12 protein-coding genes are annotated in these 16744 nt (G+C 34.7%); all 12 read left to right on the top strand.

The features are described from left to right. Nucleotides 1-2 precede the first annotated feature (2 nt). Complete coding sequence (locus tag C1S72_RS07380; RefSeq protein ID WP_104734977.1) at nt 3-1004, top strand: PKD domain-containing protein; 1002 nt, start codon at nt 3-5, stop codon at nt 1002-1004. An 8-nt stretch (nt 1005-1012) separates the two neighbouring features. Then, nucleotides 1013-1918: a polysaccharide lyase family 7 protein gene (locus tag C1S72_RS07375; RefSeq protein WP_104734976.1), complete on the top strand. Its 906-nt coding sequence runs from the start codon at nt 1013-1015 to the stop codon at nt 1916-1918. Nucleotides 1919-2089: 171 nt separating this feature from the next. Next, complete coding sequence (locus tag C1S72_RS07370) at nt 2090-2794, top strand: FadR/GntR family transcriptional regulator (RefSeq protein ID WP_104734975.1); 705 nt, start codon at nt 2090-2092, stop codon at nt 2792-2794. A 180-nt stretch (nt 2795-2974) separates the two neighbouring features. Beyond that, the gene (locus C1S72_RS07365) at nt 2975-4282 is read left to right on the top strand and encodes an MFS transporter (protein ID WP_104734974.1); all 1308 of its coding nucleotides are present in this window, start codon (nt 2975-2977) and stop codon (nt 4280-4282) included. 19 nt (nt 4283-4301) lie between these two features. After that, nucleotides 4302-5066 (top strand): SDR family NAD(P)-dependent oxidoreductase, encoded by a 765-nt coding sequence (locus tag C1S72_RS07360; protein ID WP_104735826.1) that lies wholly within the window; start codon nt 4302-4304, stop codon nt 5064-5066. A gap of 12 nt (nt 5067-5078) precedes the next feature. Continuing rightward, the gene (locus tag C1S72_RS07355) at nt 5079-6125 is read left to right on the top strand and encodes a sugar kinase (RefSeq protein ID WP_104734973.1); all 1047 of its coding nucleotides are present in this window, start codon (nt 5079-5081) and stop codon (nt 6123-6125) included. A gap of 8 nt (nt 6126-6133) precedes the next feature. Continuing rightward, nucleotides 6134-6802, top strand: coding sequence for a bifunctional 4-hydroxy-2-oxoglutarate aldolase/2-dehydro-3-deoxy-phosphogluconate aldolase (locus tag C1S72_RS07350; protein ID WP_104734972.1), 669 nt, complete (start codon nt 6134-6136; stop codon nt 6800-6802). A gap of 3 nt (nt 6803-6805) precedes the next feature. Next, a complete protein-coding gene (locus C1S72_RS07345; RefSeq protein WP_104734971.1) occupies nt 6806-7345 on the top strand; it encodes a LacI family DNA-binding transcriptional regulator in 540 nt (179 codons plus the stop codon). Nucleotides 7346-7589: 244 nt separating this feature from the next. Beyond that, on the top strand, nt 7590-10397 hold the full coding sequence (locus C1S72_RS07340; protein ID WP_104734970.1) for a helix-turn-helix and ligand-binding sensor domain-containing protein: 2808 nt from the start codon (nt 7590-7592) through the stop codon (nt 10395-10397). A gap of 293 nt (nt 10398-10690) precedes the next feature. Beyond that, nucleotides 10691-13837 carry a glycoside hydrolase family 2 TIM barrel-domain containing protein gene (locus tag C1S72_RS07335; RefSeq protein ID WP_104734969.1) on the top strand — a complete coding sequence of 1049 codons (3147 nt, stop codon included), beginning with the start codon at nt 10691-10693 and terminating at the stop codon, nt 13835-13837. 9 nt (nt 13838-13846) lie between these two features. Further along, nucleotides 13847-15796, top strand: coding sequence for an Ig-like domain-containing protein (locus C1S72_RS07330; RefSeq protein ID WP_205527086.1), 1950 nt, complete (start codon nt 13847-13849; stop codon nt 15794-15796). A 38-nt stretch (nt 15797-15834) separates the two neighbouring features. Then, entirely contained in the window at nt 15835-16632 is a 798-nt protein-coding gene (locus C1S72_RS07325) for a glycoside hydrolase family 16 protein (RefSeq protein ID WP_230401595.1), read from the top strand. Nucleotides 16633-16744 lie beyond the last annotated feature (112 nt).

The following is a 16744-nucleotide window of genomic DNA, read 5'->3' as shown; positions in this document are numbered from 1 at the left end:
AAATGAAAAAACAAATAAAAACCATATTCAGTTACATTACAGTTTCTGTGTTATTTGTAATAGCACAATCATGTAGTGATTTTGAAAAGTATGAATTGCCTGAAGCAGGTTCAATTCCAGATGAAACACCGCCACAAGCACTTTTTACGTATGCGCAAGGTGAAGGCTTAGATGATGCTTGGAAAAACTATTCATTTGCTAATTTATCCACCAGCGCAATTGAGTATTCCTGGGATTTTGGAGATGGAAATACTTCAACAGATGTTGATGCTGAAAACACCTACCCAGGAGAGGGTACATGGACAGTAACTTTAACAGCTTCAGATGCTCTAGGTGTTGTAAGTACTTACTCGGAAGAAATAACCGTTGTTGAACCAGAAGAACCAGCAGTTCCTGACCCTACTTTAGTTAATGCTGATTTTGATAAATTACCTAAAAATAATGGTAATTCAAGTGACTGCACTTGTTCAGGATGGGATAATGATGATATTGGTGAACAAGGCGAATCTAGCTCTGGAAATGGAGGGTCTGATAATGTTGTAAAGTTTGACAATAACGAACCTGACCATATATATCAGGAATTTGAAGTTGTTCCAAATGCTGATTATACGATTGAATTAGTAACATCTTTTAAGCCTTTAGAGAATAATACGCCGCCAGTGCCAAGTATGCTTGAAGTAAGGATTTTGGCAGGAACAGGTTATGAAGATGGCTATACACCAACATATTATGCAACTGCTACTGAATTCCCTAATTCTGGTTATGGTTACACATCAATTGATCAGGTTTTAGATCCAGCTAATAATCTATTAGTTGAGGTTCAAAATAACCCTAGTGATGATGATTATCTAACATACATATATACATTCAATGCTGGAGCTAATGATAGTGTGGCGCTATTCATTAGAGGTATAGGAGGTGATGGTAGCACAAATAGTTATGGATATAGTAGTGGTGATGAAGAGATACGAGCTGATTCTGTGATTATTACAGCAAATGATTAAACATTAATATGAACATTCGAAAAAACATTATATTATCTTTTTTAATAATGGGATGCATGTCTATTGATGCTATTTGTCAAAATATCAGCAATAGTTCAGAATTGAATGTCAAAAAAGAAAAAAAGAAGAAAAAACGTAAAAAATATAAACTGCCAGAAATAGATTTATCTCATTGGAAGGTTACTACACCTGCGGGTGATGGAACAAACCCTTTGGAAGTAGAACCACCTGAAATATTGAATTATGCTACAAATGAGGATTTAAAGCCATATATGTATAACGATTCAACAAAAGGAGCTTTGGTTTTTTATGCTTATCCAAGTAAGGCAACAACTCAAAACACTAAATATTCTAGAAGTGAATTAAGAGAGCAAATGGAACCACGAAATAACAATGTTAATTGGACTTTTGCTCAAGGTGGCAGAATGAAAGGAAAATTAGAAATTGAAGAAGTTTCTAAAGATGCAGATGGTAAATACCATAAGATCATTGTAATGCAAATTCATGGTAGGTTAACAAATGAGCAACGTGATTTAATTGGTCAAGATGATAACAATGCACCACCTATGTTGAAAATTTACTGGAAAGATGGTAAAGTACGCGTAAAAACAAAAGTGTTAAAAAGTTTAAGCGTTAATAATGTTGAAGTCTTACATGAAGATGCATGGACAGATGATGATGGTTATACGTTTAAAGAAGAAGTTGGCTTTGGCAGGTTTACAATAGAAGTTACTGTTTCTGATGGGAAAATGGTAGTTTGTTTAAATAATAATGAATATGCTGTTTATGAAGATGTAAATATTAGTAGATGGGGTGTATTTGAAAATTATTTTAAAGCAGGAAATTATTTCCAAACGCGTGATGAAGGTGCATTTGCTAAAGTAAAATATTATGATCTAGAAGTTTCACATTAGTATTATATTTAATTAGTCTGTTTACCATTGTTGAATTTTACTGACCTAGAAGAAGGTCAGTTAAATTCGGCGATATCTCAAAATTACATGAAGGACGTTGAGGGTTTGTATTTAGATTTTTTTAAATTTAACCATAATTATCTGGTTAACCAGAATATATAAATTTTGAATATGAAGTTAGATACACTTACAAAACATGAAAGTTATTTTGTTCAGAAACAAATCATTTCTGAAATAAAGGAGCTCATAAATCACAAAAATTTGGAGCCAGGTGATAAATTGCCTTCTGAAAGAATGTTATCTGATAAGTTTGGAGTATCTCGAGGTAATGTACGTGAAGCTATTCAAAAATTAGAGTTTTATGGATTGCTAAAATCTATTCCTCAAAGTGGCACATTTGTGGCCAATATTGGGGTTGTAGCAATGAACGGAATGATCGATGACATCTTAAGGTTAGAAGATCCTGATTTTAAATCACTGGTTGAAACGCGAATTTTATTAGAGCTCAAAACGGCCAGACTTGCTGCATTAAGACGAACAGATGAGGATTTAAAATATATGATGGAAGCTTTGGAATCATACACTGAAAAGGTTCTAAACGGGGAAGATGCTGTTCAAGAAGACTTATTGTTTCATTTGGCAATTGCTAGGGCAAGTAAAAATGCAACGATGAATACTTTCATGTTGATGATTACGCCGGAGATTATCACCAATTTTGAAAAGTATCACGTTTGTGATAAAAATCAACCAAAAATTGGAATCAAAGAGCATGAAGAGATTTTTGAAGCTATAAAAAATCAAAATCCTCAAGAGGCCAAACAAAAAATGAAAGACCATTTCAAGGTACTATATGAGTATTGTTATAATGTGGCTTAAATAAAAAAGTTTATGAATTGCACGGTTTGTAAACTTATATAATAAAGGAGGGAAAGTAAATTCTATTTCTTGATATACCCATCAAGGTTTCATAATTAGATTTTACCAAAGTTATTATTAAATACTTTACTGTAATAACAAGTTACATTAGAGTTTATTTATAAATATTTAATTAGACTTATGAAAATTAAAGGATTAAGATGGTGGGTTATCGGGCTGATTGCTTTAGCAACTGTAATTAATTATATTGATAGGCAGTCGTTAAATGTGCTTTGGCCTCAAATATCCGAAGAATTATATCCAGATAAAAACATGGATGAACGTAAAGAAATCTTTGGATGGATATCCTCAATATTTTTATTTTCTTACGCATTTGGTCAAGCGATTTTTGGAAAAATATTCGATAAAGTCGGTACAAGATTAGGCTTTATTTTGTCCATAGGGTTTTGGTCTTTGGCAACAGCATTGCATGCTTTGGCTAAAGGGTTTTTTAGCTTTGCCATTTTTAGGTCAATTTTGGGAGTAGCAGAAGCGGGCAATTGGCCTGGAGCAGCAAAAGGAAATGCAGAATGGTTTCCGCCAAAAGAAAGAGCCTTTGCACAAGGGTTGTTTAATTCTGGTGCAGCAATAGGAGGGATTATTTCTATTCCATTAATCGCATATCTTTCGGTTTATTTTAGCTGGCAGATGATATTCGTTTTTGTGGGATTAGTTGGATTACTATGGTTAATTCCGTGGATGCTTATAGTAAAAGCACCACCTGGGAAACATCCATGGCTTACAGAAAAAGAAAGATTACATATCTTAAGTATTGCACAAAAAAAGGATTCTGATGATAATGAAGTAGTTGTAAAAGAAGAATACAACCCTACAACAGGAAAGGTATTAACTCACAAAGAGAGTTGGGGCGTAATTTTAGCCTCTGCTGCAATAGACCCAATATGGTGGTTATTTGTTTTCTGGATTCCAATTTACCTAAATGAAGTTTACGGCATGGATGTAAAAGCCATAGGAATTTATGGTTGGGTACCCTATGTAGGCGCTATGATTGGTGCATGGTTTGGTGGATTACTTGCCCAAAACCGAATGAAGGCTGGCTGGGATACCAATAAAACAAGAAAATTTGTAATTACATTGGGTTGTGTGATCATGCTGCCCTGTTTTTATTTACTCACCGACCCTGGAAGTCCTGTAAACGCTGTTATAATTATGGCAATTATTTTGTTTGGGTTTCAAACAGCTATAGGAAATATTCAAACATTACCAAGTGATTTATTTGGTAAAAAAACAGTAGGAACATTATCAGGTCTGGCCGGAATGTCAGCGAAATTTGCTGGTGTGGGTCTTACAGCATTGGTATCTACACTAACATTAGGAGGTAATTACACACCTGCTTTTATAGTAGGTGCCGTACTAACAATGATTGTATTAGCAAGTGTTTGGCTTTTAATTAAAAAAGTTGAACCAATTAAACCAAAAACTATTTAAAAAACATAAATATTTAATAATGAGCAATATCAAAGGAAAAGTAGCAGTAATAACAGGAGCCACGGGAGGCATTGGTTTTGAAGTGGCAAAACGATTAGGGAAAGATGGTTACACAGTAATACTTAATGGTATAGATGATAAGTCTGGTGCTGAGCGTCTCAAAGAATTAACTAATAACGGTGTTACAGCAGAATATTATGGGTTTGATGTTACTAATGAAGAAGAAGTAACTTCAAACATTAAAGCAATTGGAGATAAATATGGGAGAATTGATGTACTTGTAAATAATGCAGGCGGATTAGGAGGTAGATCTCGTTTTGAAGAAATGACTACAGAGTTCTATAGATCTGTTATGGCTTTAAATCTAGACTCTGTATTTTTTGCTTCACGTACAGCTATACCTTATCTTAAAAAAGGAGAAAACGCATCGATAATTAATTTCACATCTAATGCTGCTTGGACTGCAGGTGGACCAGGTGCTGGGATATACGGAACTTCTAAAGCTGGTGTTCATTCAATAACGAGAGCATTGGCAAAGGACCTTGCTGAATATGGGATTAGAGTAAATGCAGTATCTCCTGGTACGATCGACACACCGTTTCATGCCCAAATTAAGTCTACAAAACCAGAAGTTTTTGCATCTTGGAAAAATAATATTTTATTAGGACGATTGGGACAACCAGAAGATGTAGCCTCTGTAATATCATTCTTGGCAAGTGACGACGCATCTTTTATAACTGCCGAAACAATCCAAATTGGAGGTGGACAAGCTTTAGGAATATAAAAATTAAAACAGATGAGTAAAGTAGTAACATTTGGAGAAATCATGTTAAGATTAGCTCCACAAGGTTTTTTAAGGTTTTCGCAAGCGAATAATTTTGATGTTGTTTATGGCGGTGGAGAATCTAACGTTGCTGTTTCATTGGCTAATTATGGCGTGGCTGTTGATTTTGTAACACGCTTACCAAAGAACGACATTGGAGAGTGTGCCATGATGGAAATGCGTAAACGTGGTGTAGGTGTAGATAAAATTGTTTGGGGTGGTGACCGTTTAGGTATTTACTTTTTAGAGACAGGAGCCGTTTCTCGAGGTAGTAAAGTTGTTTATGATAGAGCGCATTCAGCCATAGCTGAAATTAAATCAGGGATGATAGATTGGGATAAGGTTTTTGAAGGAGTAGAATGGTTTCATTGGACTGGAATTACGCCTGCTATCTCTCAAGGTGCGGCAGATGTTTGTTTAGAAGCCGTAAAAGTTGCCAGCACAAAAGGAGTTACAATTTCTACAGATTTAAATTATAGAGCAAAACTTTGGACATATTGTGATGATGCTCACAGAGAAAAAGTAATGACAGAATTAACATCGTACTGCGATATTGTTTTAGGAAATGAAGAAGATGCCGAAAAACATTTTGGTATTCATCCAGAAGGACTTGATGTTCATAAACATGGTCATGATGTAAAAGCCGAAGCCTTTTTATCAGTATGTAAACAAATGATGAAAAAATTCCCAAGAGCTAAAAAAGTAATCACAACCTTACGAGGTTCAATTTCTGCATCTCATAACACGTGGGCAGGTGTATTATATGATGGAAATAAAATGTATGAAACACGTCAATATCAAATTACTGATATTGTAGATAGAGTTGGTGGTGGCGATTCTTTTATGGGCGGATTAATCTATGGATTATTAAAGTATCCAGATGATGATCAAAATGCATTAGATTTTGCAGTTGCAGCGTCATGTTTAAAGCATACCATAAAAGGTGATGCTAATTTAGTAACAGTATCCGAAGTTGAAAAATTAATGGGAGGAGATGCTTCGGGAAGAGTAGCAAGATAAATTAGATTATGGCAAAGTATTCAAGATTAGAAGTAGCAGATGTTATGAAAAATACGGGACTAGTTCCCTTATTTTATAATGATAATTTAGAAGTAGCAAAAAAAGTACTTAAAGCTTGTTATGATGGCGGAGCTCGCCTCATGGAGTTTACTGCTCGAGGTGATTTTGCTCATGAAGTTTTTGGAGAATTAAATAAATATGCTCTTGAGAGTTTACCAGGCATGATAATGGGAGTAGGATCGGTAACGGATGCCGCGGCTGCTTCAAGATTTATGGCATTAGGAGCAAATTTTATAGTCACACCAGTTTTTAGGGAAGATATTGCCATGGTGTGTAACAGAAGAAAAGTATTATGGTCACCAGGTTGTGGATCATTAACTGAAATCACAAGAGCCGAAGAGTTAGGATGTGAAATTGTAAAACTATTCCCTGGCGGTATTTTAGGGCCAGGTTTTGTTAAGGCAATCAAGGGACCCCAACCATGGACTAGTATCATGCCTACTGGCGGTGTTTCACCAACCAAAGAGAATTTAGAAGCTTGGTTTAATGCTGGTGTGACATGTGTAGGTATGGGATCAAAATTAATATTTAAAGATCAAGAAGGTAAATATTCTTATGACAAAATTGAATCTTTAACTAGAGACTCTTTAGAGATTATTGCTTCATTAAAAAAATAGATCATGTATCAATCCGATGTTACATTAAAAAAGATTTCTAAGCTTTCGGGATACTCAATTTCAACGGTCTCGAAAGCTTTAAATAATAGATCGGATATAAGTCTTTCAACTCGCAAATTAATTAAGGATATTGCTAAAGAAAACAACTATATCCAAAATTTTAATGCACTTGCTTTACGTAAACAGCAAACAAAAAGCATTGCTATAATTCTACCTGATATAACTGACACTTTTTTTGGTGAACTACTTTCAGAATTTCAAAAAATTTCATTCAACAATGGTTATAGAGTTTTTATTTTACAATCATTTGATTGCCCTAAAACAGAAAAGCATTGTTTTAAAATGATTAATGATGGTAGTAGTGATGGAGCCATTATCTTATCTACAAAAACCAATAATTGTTTAATTGAACAGGTTAACGAGTTGAATAAACTGCCATATTTGTTTGTTGAAATTAATAAACTAAAACAATCAAATAGCAATTACGATGCCTTGGCACTAAAGTATTACAATCAATTATTGGGAAGAATATTAGATTGTTAGTACTTTTCTAGTTTGCTCTATTTTAATATAAGACACTTTATATTTAAAGCCTTTACAGAAATGTATTGGCTTTTTTAATAGAAAATGAATCTCAACTTTTACTCGTAATCATTCTAAATCGAATTCCAAGGGTGAAATAGTGTGTCTTACTACTATAAATCTCATTGTATAGGTGTTTTTTTGTTTTGTCTGTAACCATACATTCTTCGTATATTGTACACTACTTAAGCAAAAAGATGGTTATATGAAATTAAATACTTTGTTATTATCTGTAATTGGTTTTTTATTGTATGGTCATATTTTTAGTCAGGAATTACCTCCAATTGAAAGTTACGGACCCAAAAATTATGATGCAGATAACCAAAATTGGGATATATCCCAGGCAGACAATAAATATGTCTATATAGCAAATAATAGGGGATTGCTAGAATATAATGGCTCTGATTGGAACGTTTATACAACTCCAAACAAAACACTTATGAGATCGGTTAATGTGGTTGGGGAAAGGATTTACACAGGTTGCTACATGGAGTTTGGCTATTGGATAAAAGATAATTTTGGAACGCTCAATTATTTCTCATTATCTAGTAAGATTGATGAGATTATTGAAGACGAAGAATTTTGGAAAATAGCTAGCATAAAACATTGGGTTATTTTTCAATCACTCGACAGAATTTATATTTACGACTCCATTAATGATACCTTTAATATTATTGAACCAGAATCTACAATTGTCAAAATGTACGTCATTGAAAACGAAGTGTTTTTTCAAGTCTTTGATAAGGGTATTTTTAAAATTGAAAATGGAGTTGCCAATTTAGTAATTGACAATACTGAAATTGTTAATTCAAGAGTTGTCAATATGTTCAGATTTGAAAATAATTACTTAATTCTAACTTCTCGAAAAGGATTCTATAATTATAGCAATGCCGGAATAGCAAAATGGAATATAGCCTATGATGATGAATTGAAGAACATGACAATTTATTCTGCTAAAATGCTAGAAGATCAAACAATTTTACTCGGGACAATATCAAATGGGTTGGTTGCATTGAATTATAAAGGTGAATTTAAGTATCACATCAATCAATCAAAAGGATTACAAAACAATACTGTGCTCACGATAGAAGAGGATGTGGATGAAAATTTATGGTTAGGACTAGATAATGGTCTTAATTTCATTAAAAGTAATTCACCTTATAGAATTTACTATGATTATTCAGGAAAATTGGGTGCTGTTTATGCTTCAATAGTTTTTAAGAACCATATATATATTGGAACAAATCAAGGGTTATTTTACAAAAAACTTGACAGTGATGATGATTATGAGTTAATATCAAACACTAATGGTCAGGTTTGGAGTTTAACAGAAATCAATGACGAATTGTTTTGTGGGCACGATTCAGGAGCTTTTGTAATTAGGAATATTAATGAGGCTTATATGATTCCAGGCACTCAAGGAACATGGGATTTTAAGCCATTAAATGATGAGGCAAATGTGATTTTGCAGGGAAATTATGATGGGCTCAATGTTTTAGAAAAAAACGAATCTCAATGGGTTTTGAGAAATAAAATTATTGGTTTTGATATCTCATCACGATATTTTGAGCTTATTAATGATAATACCGTTTTTGTTAGTCATGAATATAAAGGTGTATTCAAAATTAAATTGGACAACTCATGGTCAAAAGCAATCAATGTTGAAAAGGAGTCGCATTTGGAGAAAGGGCTCAATTCAAGTTTAACAAAATATAAGGGCATGGTTTATTATGCCAATCAAAAAGGAGTGTTTAGGTTTAATGCTAATAAAAGTGAGTTTGTTCAAGATAGCGTTTTGTCAGACTTTTATAATGATGGTAGTTATGTTTCAGGTAAATTGATACCAGATAATACCGGAAAACTATGGAATTTTTCAAAATATAATTTGTCATATTTTGATTTTGAAACATTCGGTAATAAGCCGGAATTATTTAGAATTTCCCTAGCAAAACAGCAAACAAATAGTATGAATGGGTATGAGAACATAACCCATTTGTTGAACCAAGAATACTTAATAGGAACATCAAATGGCTACATGATAGCTGATTTCTCAAAGATTGATAACAATGATTCTTATCAGATATCCATAAATGAAGTCCAGGCAGGAAAATTAGACTCCGAACTAAAAAAAATCATTCTGGATGAACAAGCTGAATTTCACAATAAGACTAATAATATTTTTTTCAAGTTTAGTATCCCAGAATATTATAGATATTCAGAAAAGCGATTTCAATATTTATTAGAAGGATACAATACGGATTGGAGTGATTGGACAACCAACACTTCACAATTTTATGAAAATTTACCTTCTGGAGATTTTACGTTTAGAGTTAAGGGTAAAATAGGTCAAATAGAAACTAAAAATGAAGCGAGTTATAAATTCACGATAGCTAAACCCTGGTATTTGTCTGATTTGTTTATTTCAATTTACATTATTGGCGGTTTAATTTTGCTATTAATAGTTCATCTTATCTATAGAACTTATTACAGAAATCAACGAAAAAAACTCTTAATTCGAACTCAAAAAGATATTGAGCTAAAGGAACTCGAAAACAAACAACAGCTCATGACGTTTAAAAATGAAAAGCTCAATCAGGATATTGAAAATAAAAATCGAGAATTAGCAATATCTACTATGAGTTTAATAAAAAAGAACGAGTTTTTAAATAATATCAAAGAAGAGCTAAATAAGAAAAATCAAAACAACAATCTAAATCCAATTATCAAAATAATTGATAAAAACCTTAACAATACAAACGATTGGGAATTATTCGAAGAAGCCTTTAACAATGCCGATAAAGATTTCTTAAAAAAAGTAAAATCTAAACACCCAGCATTAACACATAATGATTTGCGTTTGTGTGCTTATTTAAGGCTGAATCTATCATCAAAAGAAATTGCTCCATTACTAAATATATCTACCAGAAGTGTCGAGGTGAAACGATATCGTTTGCGTAAAAAAATGGAATTAGAGCATGAAACAAGCTTAACAGACTATATTTTACAATTATAAAACACACAACAGGCCGTTATTTATACTATACATTACCACAACATTGGTGAAAGAAAACCATAAGACCGTAAAAATCACATAAGGTTTTTCCTGCGCTATTTGCGGTGGTTAGGCATAAACAATGATGATTTCGCAAAATATCTAGCTTTTTTTTACGATGTATATTTTTTGTTGGGGTTAAAATTGTCAAATTCACAGTTTCAAGCATTACATTTACCATTGTGGTCATATGAATAATGAAAAAAACAGTTCATCTTCGATCCAAACCACTAGCCTAACTAAAATTTGAAACTATGAAAAACAATTTAGCAGGAATAATTCTTTTCTTTTTCACCTGTTTTAGCTTTTCGCAACAAAACATGGTCAACGTAAAAAAAGATGCTTCCGGTATGCGTTTAATGGTAAACGGTAAAGACTTTATAGTCAATGGCATGAACTGGGATTATATTCCAATTGGAAAAAATACGGTAGATGCTAGATTTTGGGAAAATCCAGATGATATTATTAAAGAGGGCCTTGACACCGAAATGTCCTTGTTGAAAAATATGGGAGTCAATGTAATAAGACAATATACAGGAGTACCTGCAAGGTGGATTTCTTACATATATGAAAAATATGGTATTTATACCATGCTCAACCATTCCTTTGGTCGTTATGGCTTAACCCTTGATGGTGTTTGGACTCCTGTCACTATATATGACGACCCGAAAACACAAGAACATTTGTTAACTGAAGTTGATGACTTGGTCAATGAATACAAAAACACACCAGGATTGTTAATGTACCTTTTAGGAAACGAAAACAACTATGGTCTTTTTTGGCAGGGTGCAGAAACTGAAGATTTTCCTGATGACGAAAAGGAAAAGGAGTATATAGGTGAAACCAGGGGAAGACCTATGTACCGATTGATGAATGAAGCGGCAAAACGCATGAAAGCTGTAGATGAATCACACCCCGTTGCCATTTGTAATGGAGATGTTTTGTTTATTGATATTGTTGCCGAAGAGTGTAAAGATGTAGATATTTATGGAACGAACACCTATCGAGGTGTTTCTTTTACAGACATGTTTGATGTTGTCAAAGAAAAATTAGACATGCCTCTGTTGTTTACGGAGTTTGGTGCCGATGCCTTCAATGAAATTGAAAAGAAAGAAGATCAAAAAATGCAAGCATATTATATGCTTGGTAATTGGAAAGAGATTTACGAAAATGCTGCAGGACTGGGAAAGTCGGGTATTTCAATAGGTGGTTTTACCTTTCAGTTTAGTGATGGATGGTGGAAATATGGGTTTGATGACAGAGTAAATGCCGATGTTCATGATAGCAACGCGTCTTGGGCTAATGGTGGGTACCCTCACGATTTGGCACCAGGTGAAAATAATATGAATGAAGAGTGGTTTGGAGTTTGTGCTAAAGGACCTACTAATGAAAGAGGTCTCTACGACCTTTATCCACGAGCGGCCTATTACACACTCAAGGAAGCGCATAGATTAAATCCTTATGACGAAGGAATGACATCAGAATTCTTGAACGATTATTTTAAGAACATTCAAATAATGGATGCTGTTTTAAAAGCAAGAGGTGATAAGGCAGCATTAGAATCACAAAGTTCACAAAAATTAGGAATTAGTCAACTAAGAGCGGAATTCACAACTTTCAGTACTGGAGGAAGTCTCATTACCACACCCGATGAGCCAAATGAAGATGACTTGGTTTTCCCTGATGAATTAGGTTTTGATCATATGCAGTCTTTTTATGTTGGGGTGGAAGCCAATCCAACTGCCAATATGAGGGCTAATGTGAATGTCAATATTGTTGGAAACGTAGCTGAAAATCCCATCGATGAAATCTTTTATGAAAATAGAGCAAGAACTCGTGCTGTTAACACAGCCGAAGGAGAACTTCAACTTTCAGATATCGAAAGAGTCAAAATATACAGCGCTGAATATGAATGGAATGCCAAAGATTTTGATTTAAGAGGTTTCTACAGAACAGGTCATTATCATTGGCAATATGAAGGGGATTTCTTTGGATTATATCCAGAGGCAAATTATGGTCCCAATTTAGATATATACAATGGAGAGATTTCAGGATTTGAAGTTGATGGGAAGCGTTCGTTTTCAGGTTTTAAGGCGGCTTTTGGCCCTCAATTATGGTGGGGTGCTAACCCAGCAATCTTATTAAAATATGAGCGGACTGTAGGTAAATTTGATTTAGCAGCAATATACAGAAGCGATATTGATGACGCTAATGCTGCTGTGTCTTCTATTGCAGTTCCGTTACCACAAACAAGAACTGCTACGCTTTATATAAAGAGAGAATTTGGAGATGTAGGTATCGAATTAGGTGGTATTTGGGGTGGACAACCATTAAATGGTAGAAAGTTTCAAATAGCAGAAGGTGAACCAGGAAATTATACCGTTTATGAAGACGAGATAAAAGGAAGTGATAATTGGGGAGGAAAAGCAAAAATTACTTTTTCTAAAGGACGATTTAATTGGTATGCCCAAGGGGCTGTTATGGGATTGGTTGCTAATGGAGGTGCAGATGCAACCCAAACATTTACAGGTTGGAGACTTAAAGACACAGGTAGTGGCAACCAAACCAACTTCTTAACTGGATTTACTTATGCTTTCGGTGATTTACAAGTAGCCCCTAATTTTCTTTGGCAAAAACCTTTAGTTGATCCAATGCCAGGTGATGTTGGAGCACCGGGACGATTAAGAAATATTCAAGATGATCCATTTGCCGTAAGAGCTAATAGAGAAACTGTTGGTGGTGAGCTATTGTTGACTTATGATCCAACCCCTGGAACTTGGATGTACCAATGGGACAATGACAGGCAAGAAGATGCCAAATTTGCCTTTAGTACAGGTTTTGTTTACCGTCATCTACCTACGTCTCAAGATGCAGCGATAGGTATTTTACCTGATGGAAGAACGACATTCGCTTTTCCAGGTGCCGCACCTGCAGAGGATTTATGGGAGTCTAATACTAGAATCGTATCCAAAATTCATTCAGATTTTGGAATCATTGCTAATTTATATTTCGGAAACGCTCAAGCGAATGGTAGCGACCCACGATTGATTGAACGTTATGGTGGTGATATTAGGGTAATCTATAAAAAATTGAAATTAGTGTACTCATCAAAGTTCAATGATTGGGGGCCTTATGACTATCATCGTGATTTCAACTTAACGTTTCCTGTTCAGGTTATGTTAGACTTATCGACAACTTTAGGTAAACCGGATTGGTTTATTTTACCAAATACCCAAATAGGTATTAGAGGCACGTATCGTACTCTTGATCAATATTCAAATAGATATGCTCCTGCAGCTGTTGAAGGCTTTTCAACTTTACCTGTTTTAAGCCCAGTTGGTTTTCCTGAAGGTAATGAATGGGAAATCAGAACCTATATTCACATTAACGTAGGCAAATAATATAAGATTATGAAAAATATAAAATACAATTATTTTCAAAACACACTGCTTTTAACCTATGTATTATTGGTTTTAGCAGGTTGTGAACGAGATTTATCCGATGATGCTGTTTTAGCTGGATTCTCTACAGAAGGAGATATTTTTACTGATGCACCTGTAGGTTTAGGAAGTAATTTTTATTTCCCATATTTAGGTTCAAAACCAGATGCAGCGGCATTTGATGGTGTTGAAACTTATAAAGGTAATGCATCAATTCGTTTGAGTGTGCCAAATGCAGATGATCCAGAAGGAAATTATGCAGGTGCTATATTGAGAATTGATGGTTCAGGACGAGATTTAACAGGATACGATGCTTTAACATTTTGGGCTCGTGGTTCACAAGGTGTTATTCTAGATGGAATAGGATTTGGTGAGGACTTTATAGAAAATAAATATCAAGCAACTATTACTAATGTTAGTATTGGTACTGGTTGGAATAAATATATTGTTCCAATTCCAGATCCATCTAAATTGGTTGAAGAAAGAGGTATGCTGCGTTATGCTGCTGGAACACAAGGTACGGGTGGACTAGGTTATACTATTTGGTTTGATGAGATTCGATTTGAAAAACTTGGCAATATAGCTCAACCAAGACCTGCAATTTTAGACGGTCAAGATATAGTATCAGAAACATTTATTGGGGCAAATAGACCCCTAACAGGTTTGACACAAACATTTAATTTAGGAAATGGACAAGATCAAACTGTAGAATCAGCTCCAGCTTATTTCAATTTTGTTTCTTCTAATCCTGGAGTAGCAACAGTTGACGACATGGGGCTTGTTTCAATAGTTGGATCAGGAACTGCAGTTATTTCGGCTTCACTTGATGGTGTAGATGCGACAGGTTCATTAACGATTGTTTCATTAGGAGATTTTGATTCTGCGCCTGTTCCAGATGAAGATCCAGCAAATGTAATTTCAATATTTAGTGATGCCTATAACAATGTTCCAGTAGACTATTACAACGGATTTTTCAACGGTGATGGACAAACTACTCAAGGTGGTGCGCCTCCAATAGATATTAATGGAGATGAGGTAATTAACTATACCGATTTGAATTTTGTAGGAATTGGAACATTCTTAAATGTTGCACCAGTTAATGCCACAGAAATGACCCATATGCATGTTGATATTAACGTAAACGAGGCTCTGGATCCAGGAGACCAGTTGCGAGTTCAATTAATAAATGGTGTACAAACCGCAAATGAAACTTCAGGCTCGGTAGTGATTCCAGCTTCTGATTTGGTCTCTAATGGTTGGGGAAGTTACGATATTCCATTAGGGGAGTTCACAGGCTTGGCCAGCAGGGCAGAGTTGGGATTGATTTTCTTTATATCTAATAATAGTGCTAATGTACCTACCATATCAAACATTTATGTTGACAACATTTATTATTATAAAGAAGTAGTTGATCCAACACCACCTGTTGATGATTCAATGGCAACTGAAGTGGCTTTACCAGTTGGTTTCCAGTCTACCAGTTTGGTTTATGATTTTGTCGGGTTTGAAGGAGCAGATTCATCAATAGAAGCCAACCCAATGACAAATGGAATTAATCCAACATCGTTAGCAATGAGATCCATAAAAACAGCCGGAGCTCAATTTTTTGCTGGTACGTTTTTGAATTTAGACTCACCTATAGACTTTACAACGTCACAAAAGTTTAGAATGAAAGTATTGTCACCAAAAAGTGGTATTCCAATTCGTGTTCGGTTGGAAGATCAAAACAATACTGCAGGAATTGAATTAGATGCATCAACAACTACATTAGACGAATGGGAAGAGTTGGAATGGGACTTTAGCGGTTTGTACAACCCTTCAGTAAATTATGTTCGAATAGTGGTGTTTTTTGAATTTGTACCAGGTTTAGCTGGAGATGGTAGCACTTACTATTATGACGATTTGAAAGTAATTGACTAATAAAAAGAAATCATAGCATGATGAAAAAATCAAAATATATGAGTATCCTATGTGCAATAGCATTCGCATTGGGTTGTTCTACAGACGAAACTCAAACGGTTACGACTTTAAATCAATTGGTTTGGCAAGACGAGTTTAATACAGATGGACCTCTAGAAACAAGTAAGTGGAATTATGATATAGGAAATGGCTCGGAACAAGGGATACCTGGTTGGGGAAACAATGAATTACAGTATTACACCGATAGACCTGAAAATATAAATATTCAAGATGGTATGTTGATGATTACTGCTCGGGAAGAATCTTACGAAGGTTCAGGCTTTACATCTGCCAGAATTCAAACTAAAGATTTGTTTGAAAAAAAATACGGACGTTTTGAAGCGCGTATTCAGTTACCTTGGGGGCAAGGTATGTGGCCAGCCTTTTGGATGCTGGGTTCAAATTCTGATGTGGTTCAATGGCCTGCATGCGGCGAAATTGATATTATGGAAAATAGAGGTAGTGAACCAACTATTATAAACGGAACGGTTCATGGTCCAGGATATTCAGCTGGAGAATCTATATCTAAAGCTTATGACCTAGTAAATGATAGATTTGATACAGGTTTCCATGTCTTTGGCATTGAATGGGGTGAAGGTTATATAAATTTTTATGTAGATGATGTGTTGTATAATCAGATAACTCCAGAAGAAGTTCCTGGCCCTTGGATTTTTGATAACCAACCCTTTTATATAATTATGAATGTCGCTGTGGGTGGTAACTATGGAGGACCTCCAAATGATAATACCGTTTTCCCGCAGACCATGTATGTGGATTACGTCCGTGTTTATCAATAAAAAACCCTGTGAACATATTTAATTAAAGGTTGGGCTAGCTTCTTGACCTTTTAAAGCACACCCAAATTTTATAATGATCAATCTAACCTACAAACAGTAATCAGTAGGTTTA

The organism is Hanstruepera ponticola (genome assembly GCF_002940745.1).
GTDB lineage: Bacteria > Bacteroidota > Bacteroidia > Flavobacteriales > Flavobacteriaceae > Hanstruepera > Hanstruepera ponticola.
Note: the sequence above shows the minus strand (reverse complement) of the source record. Positions and strands in the feature narration are given on the sequence as shown.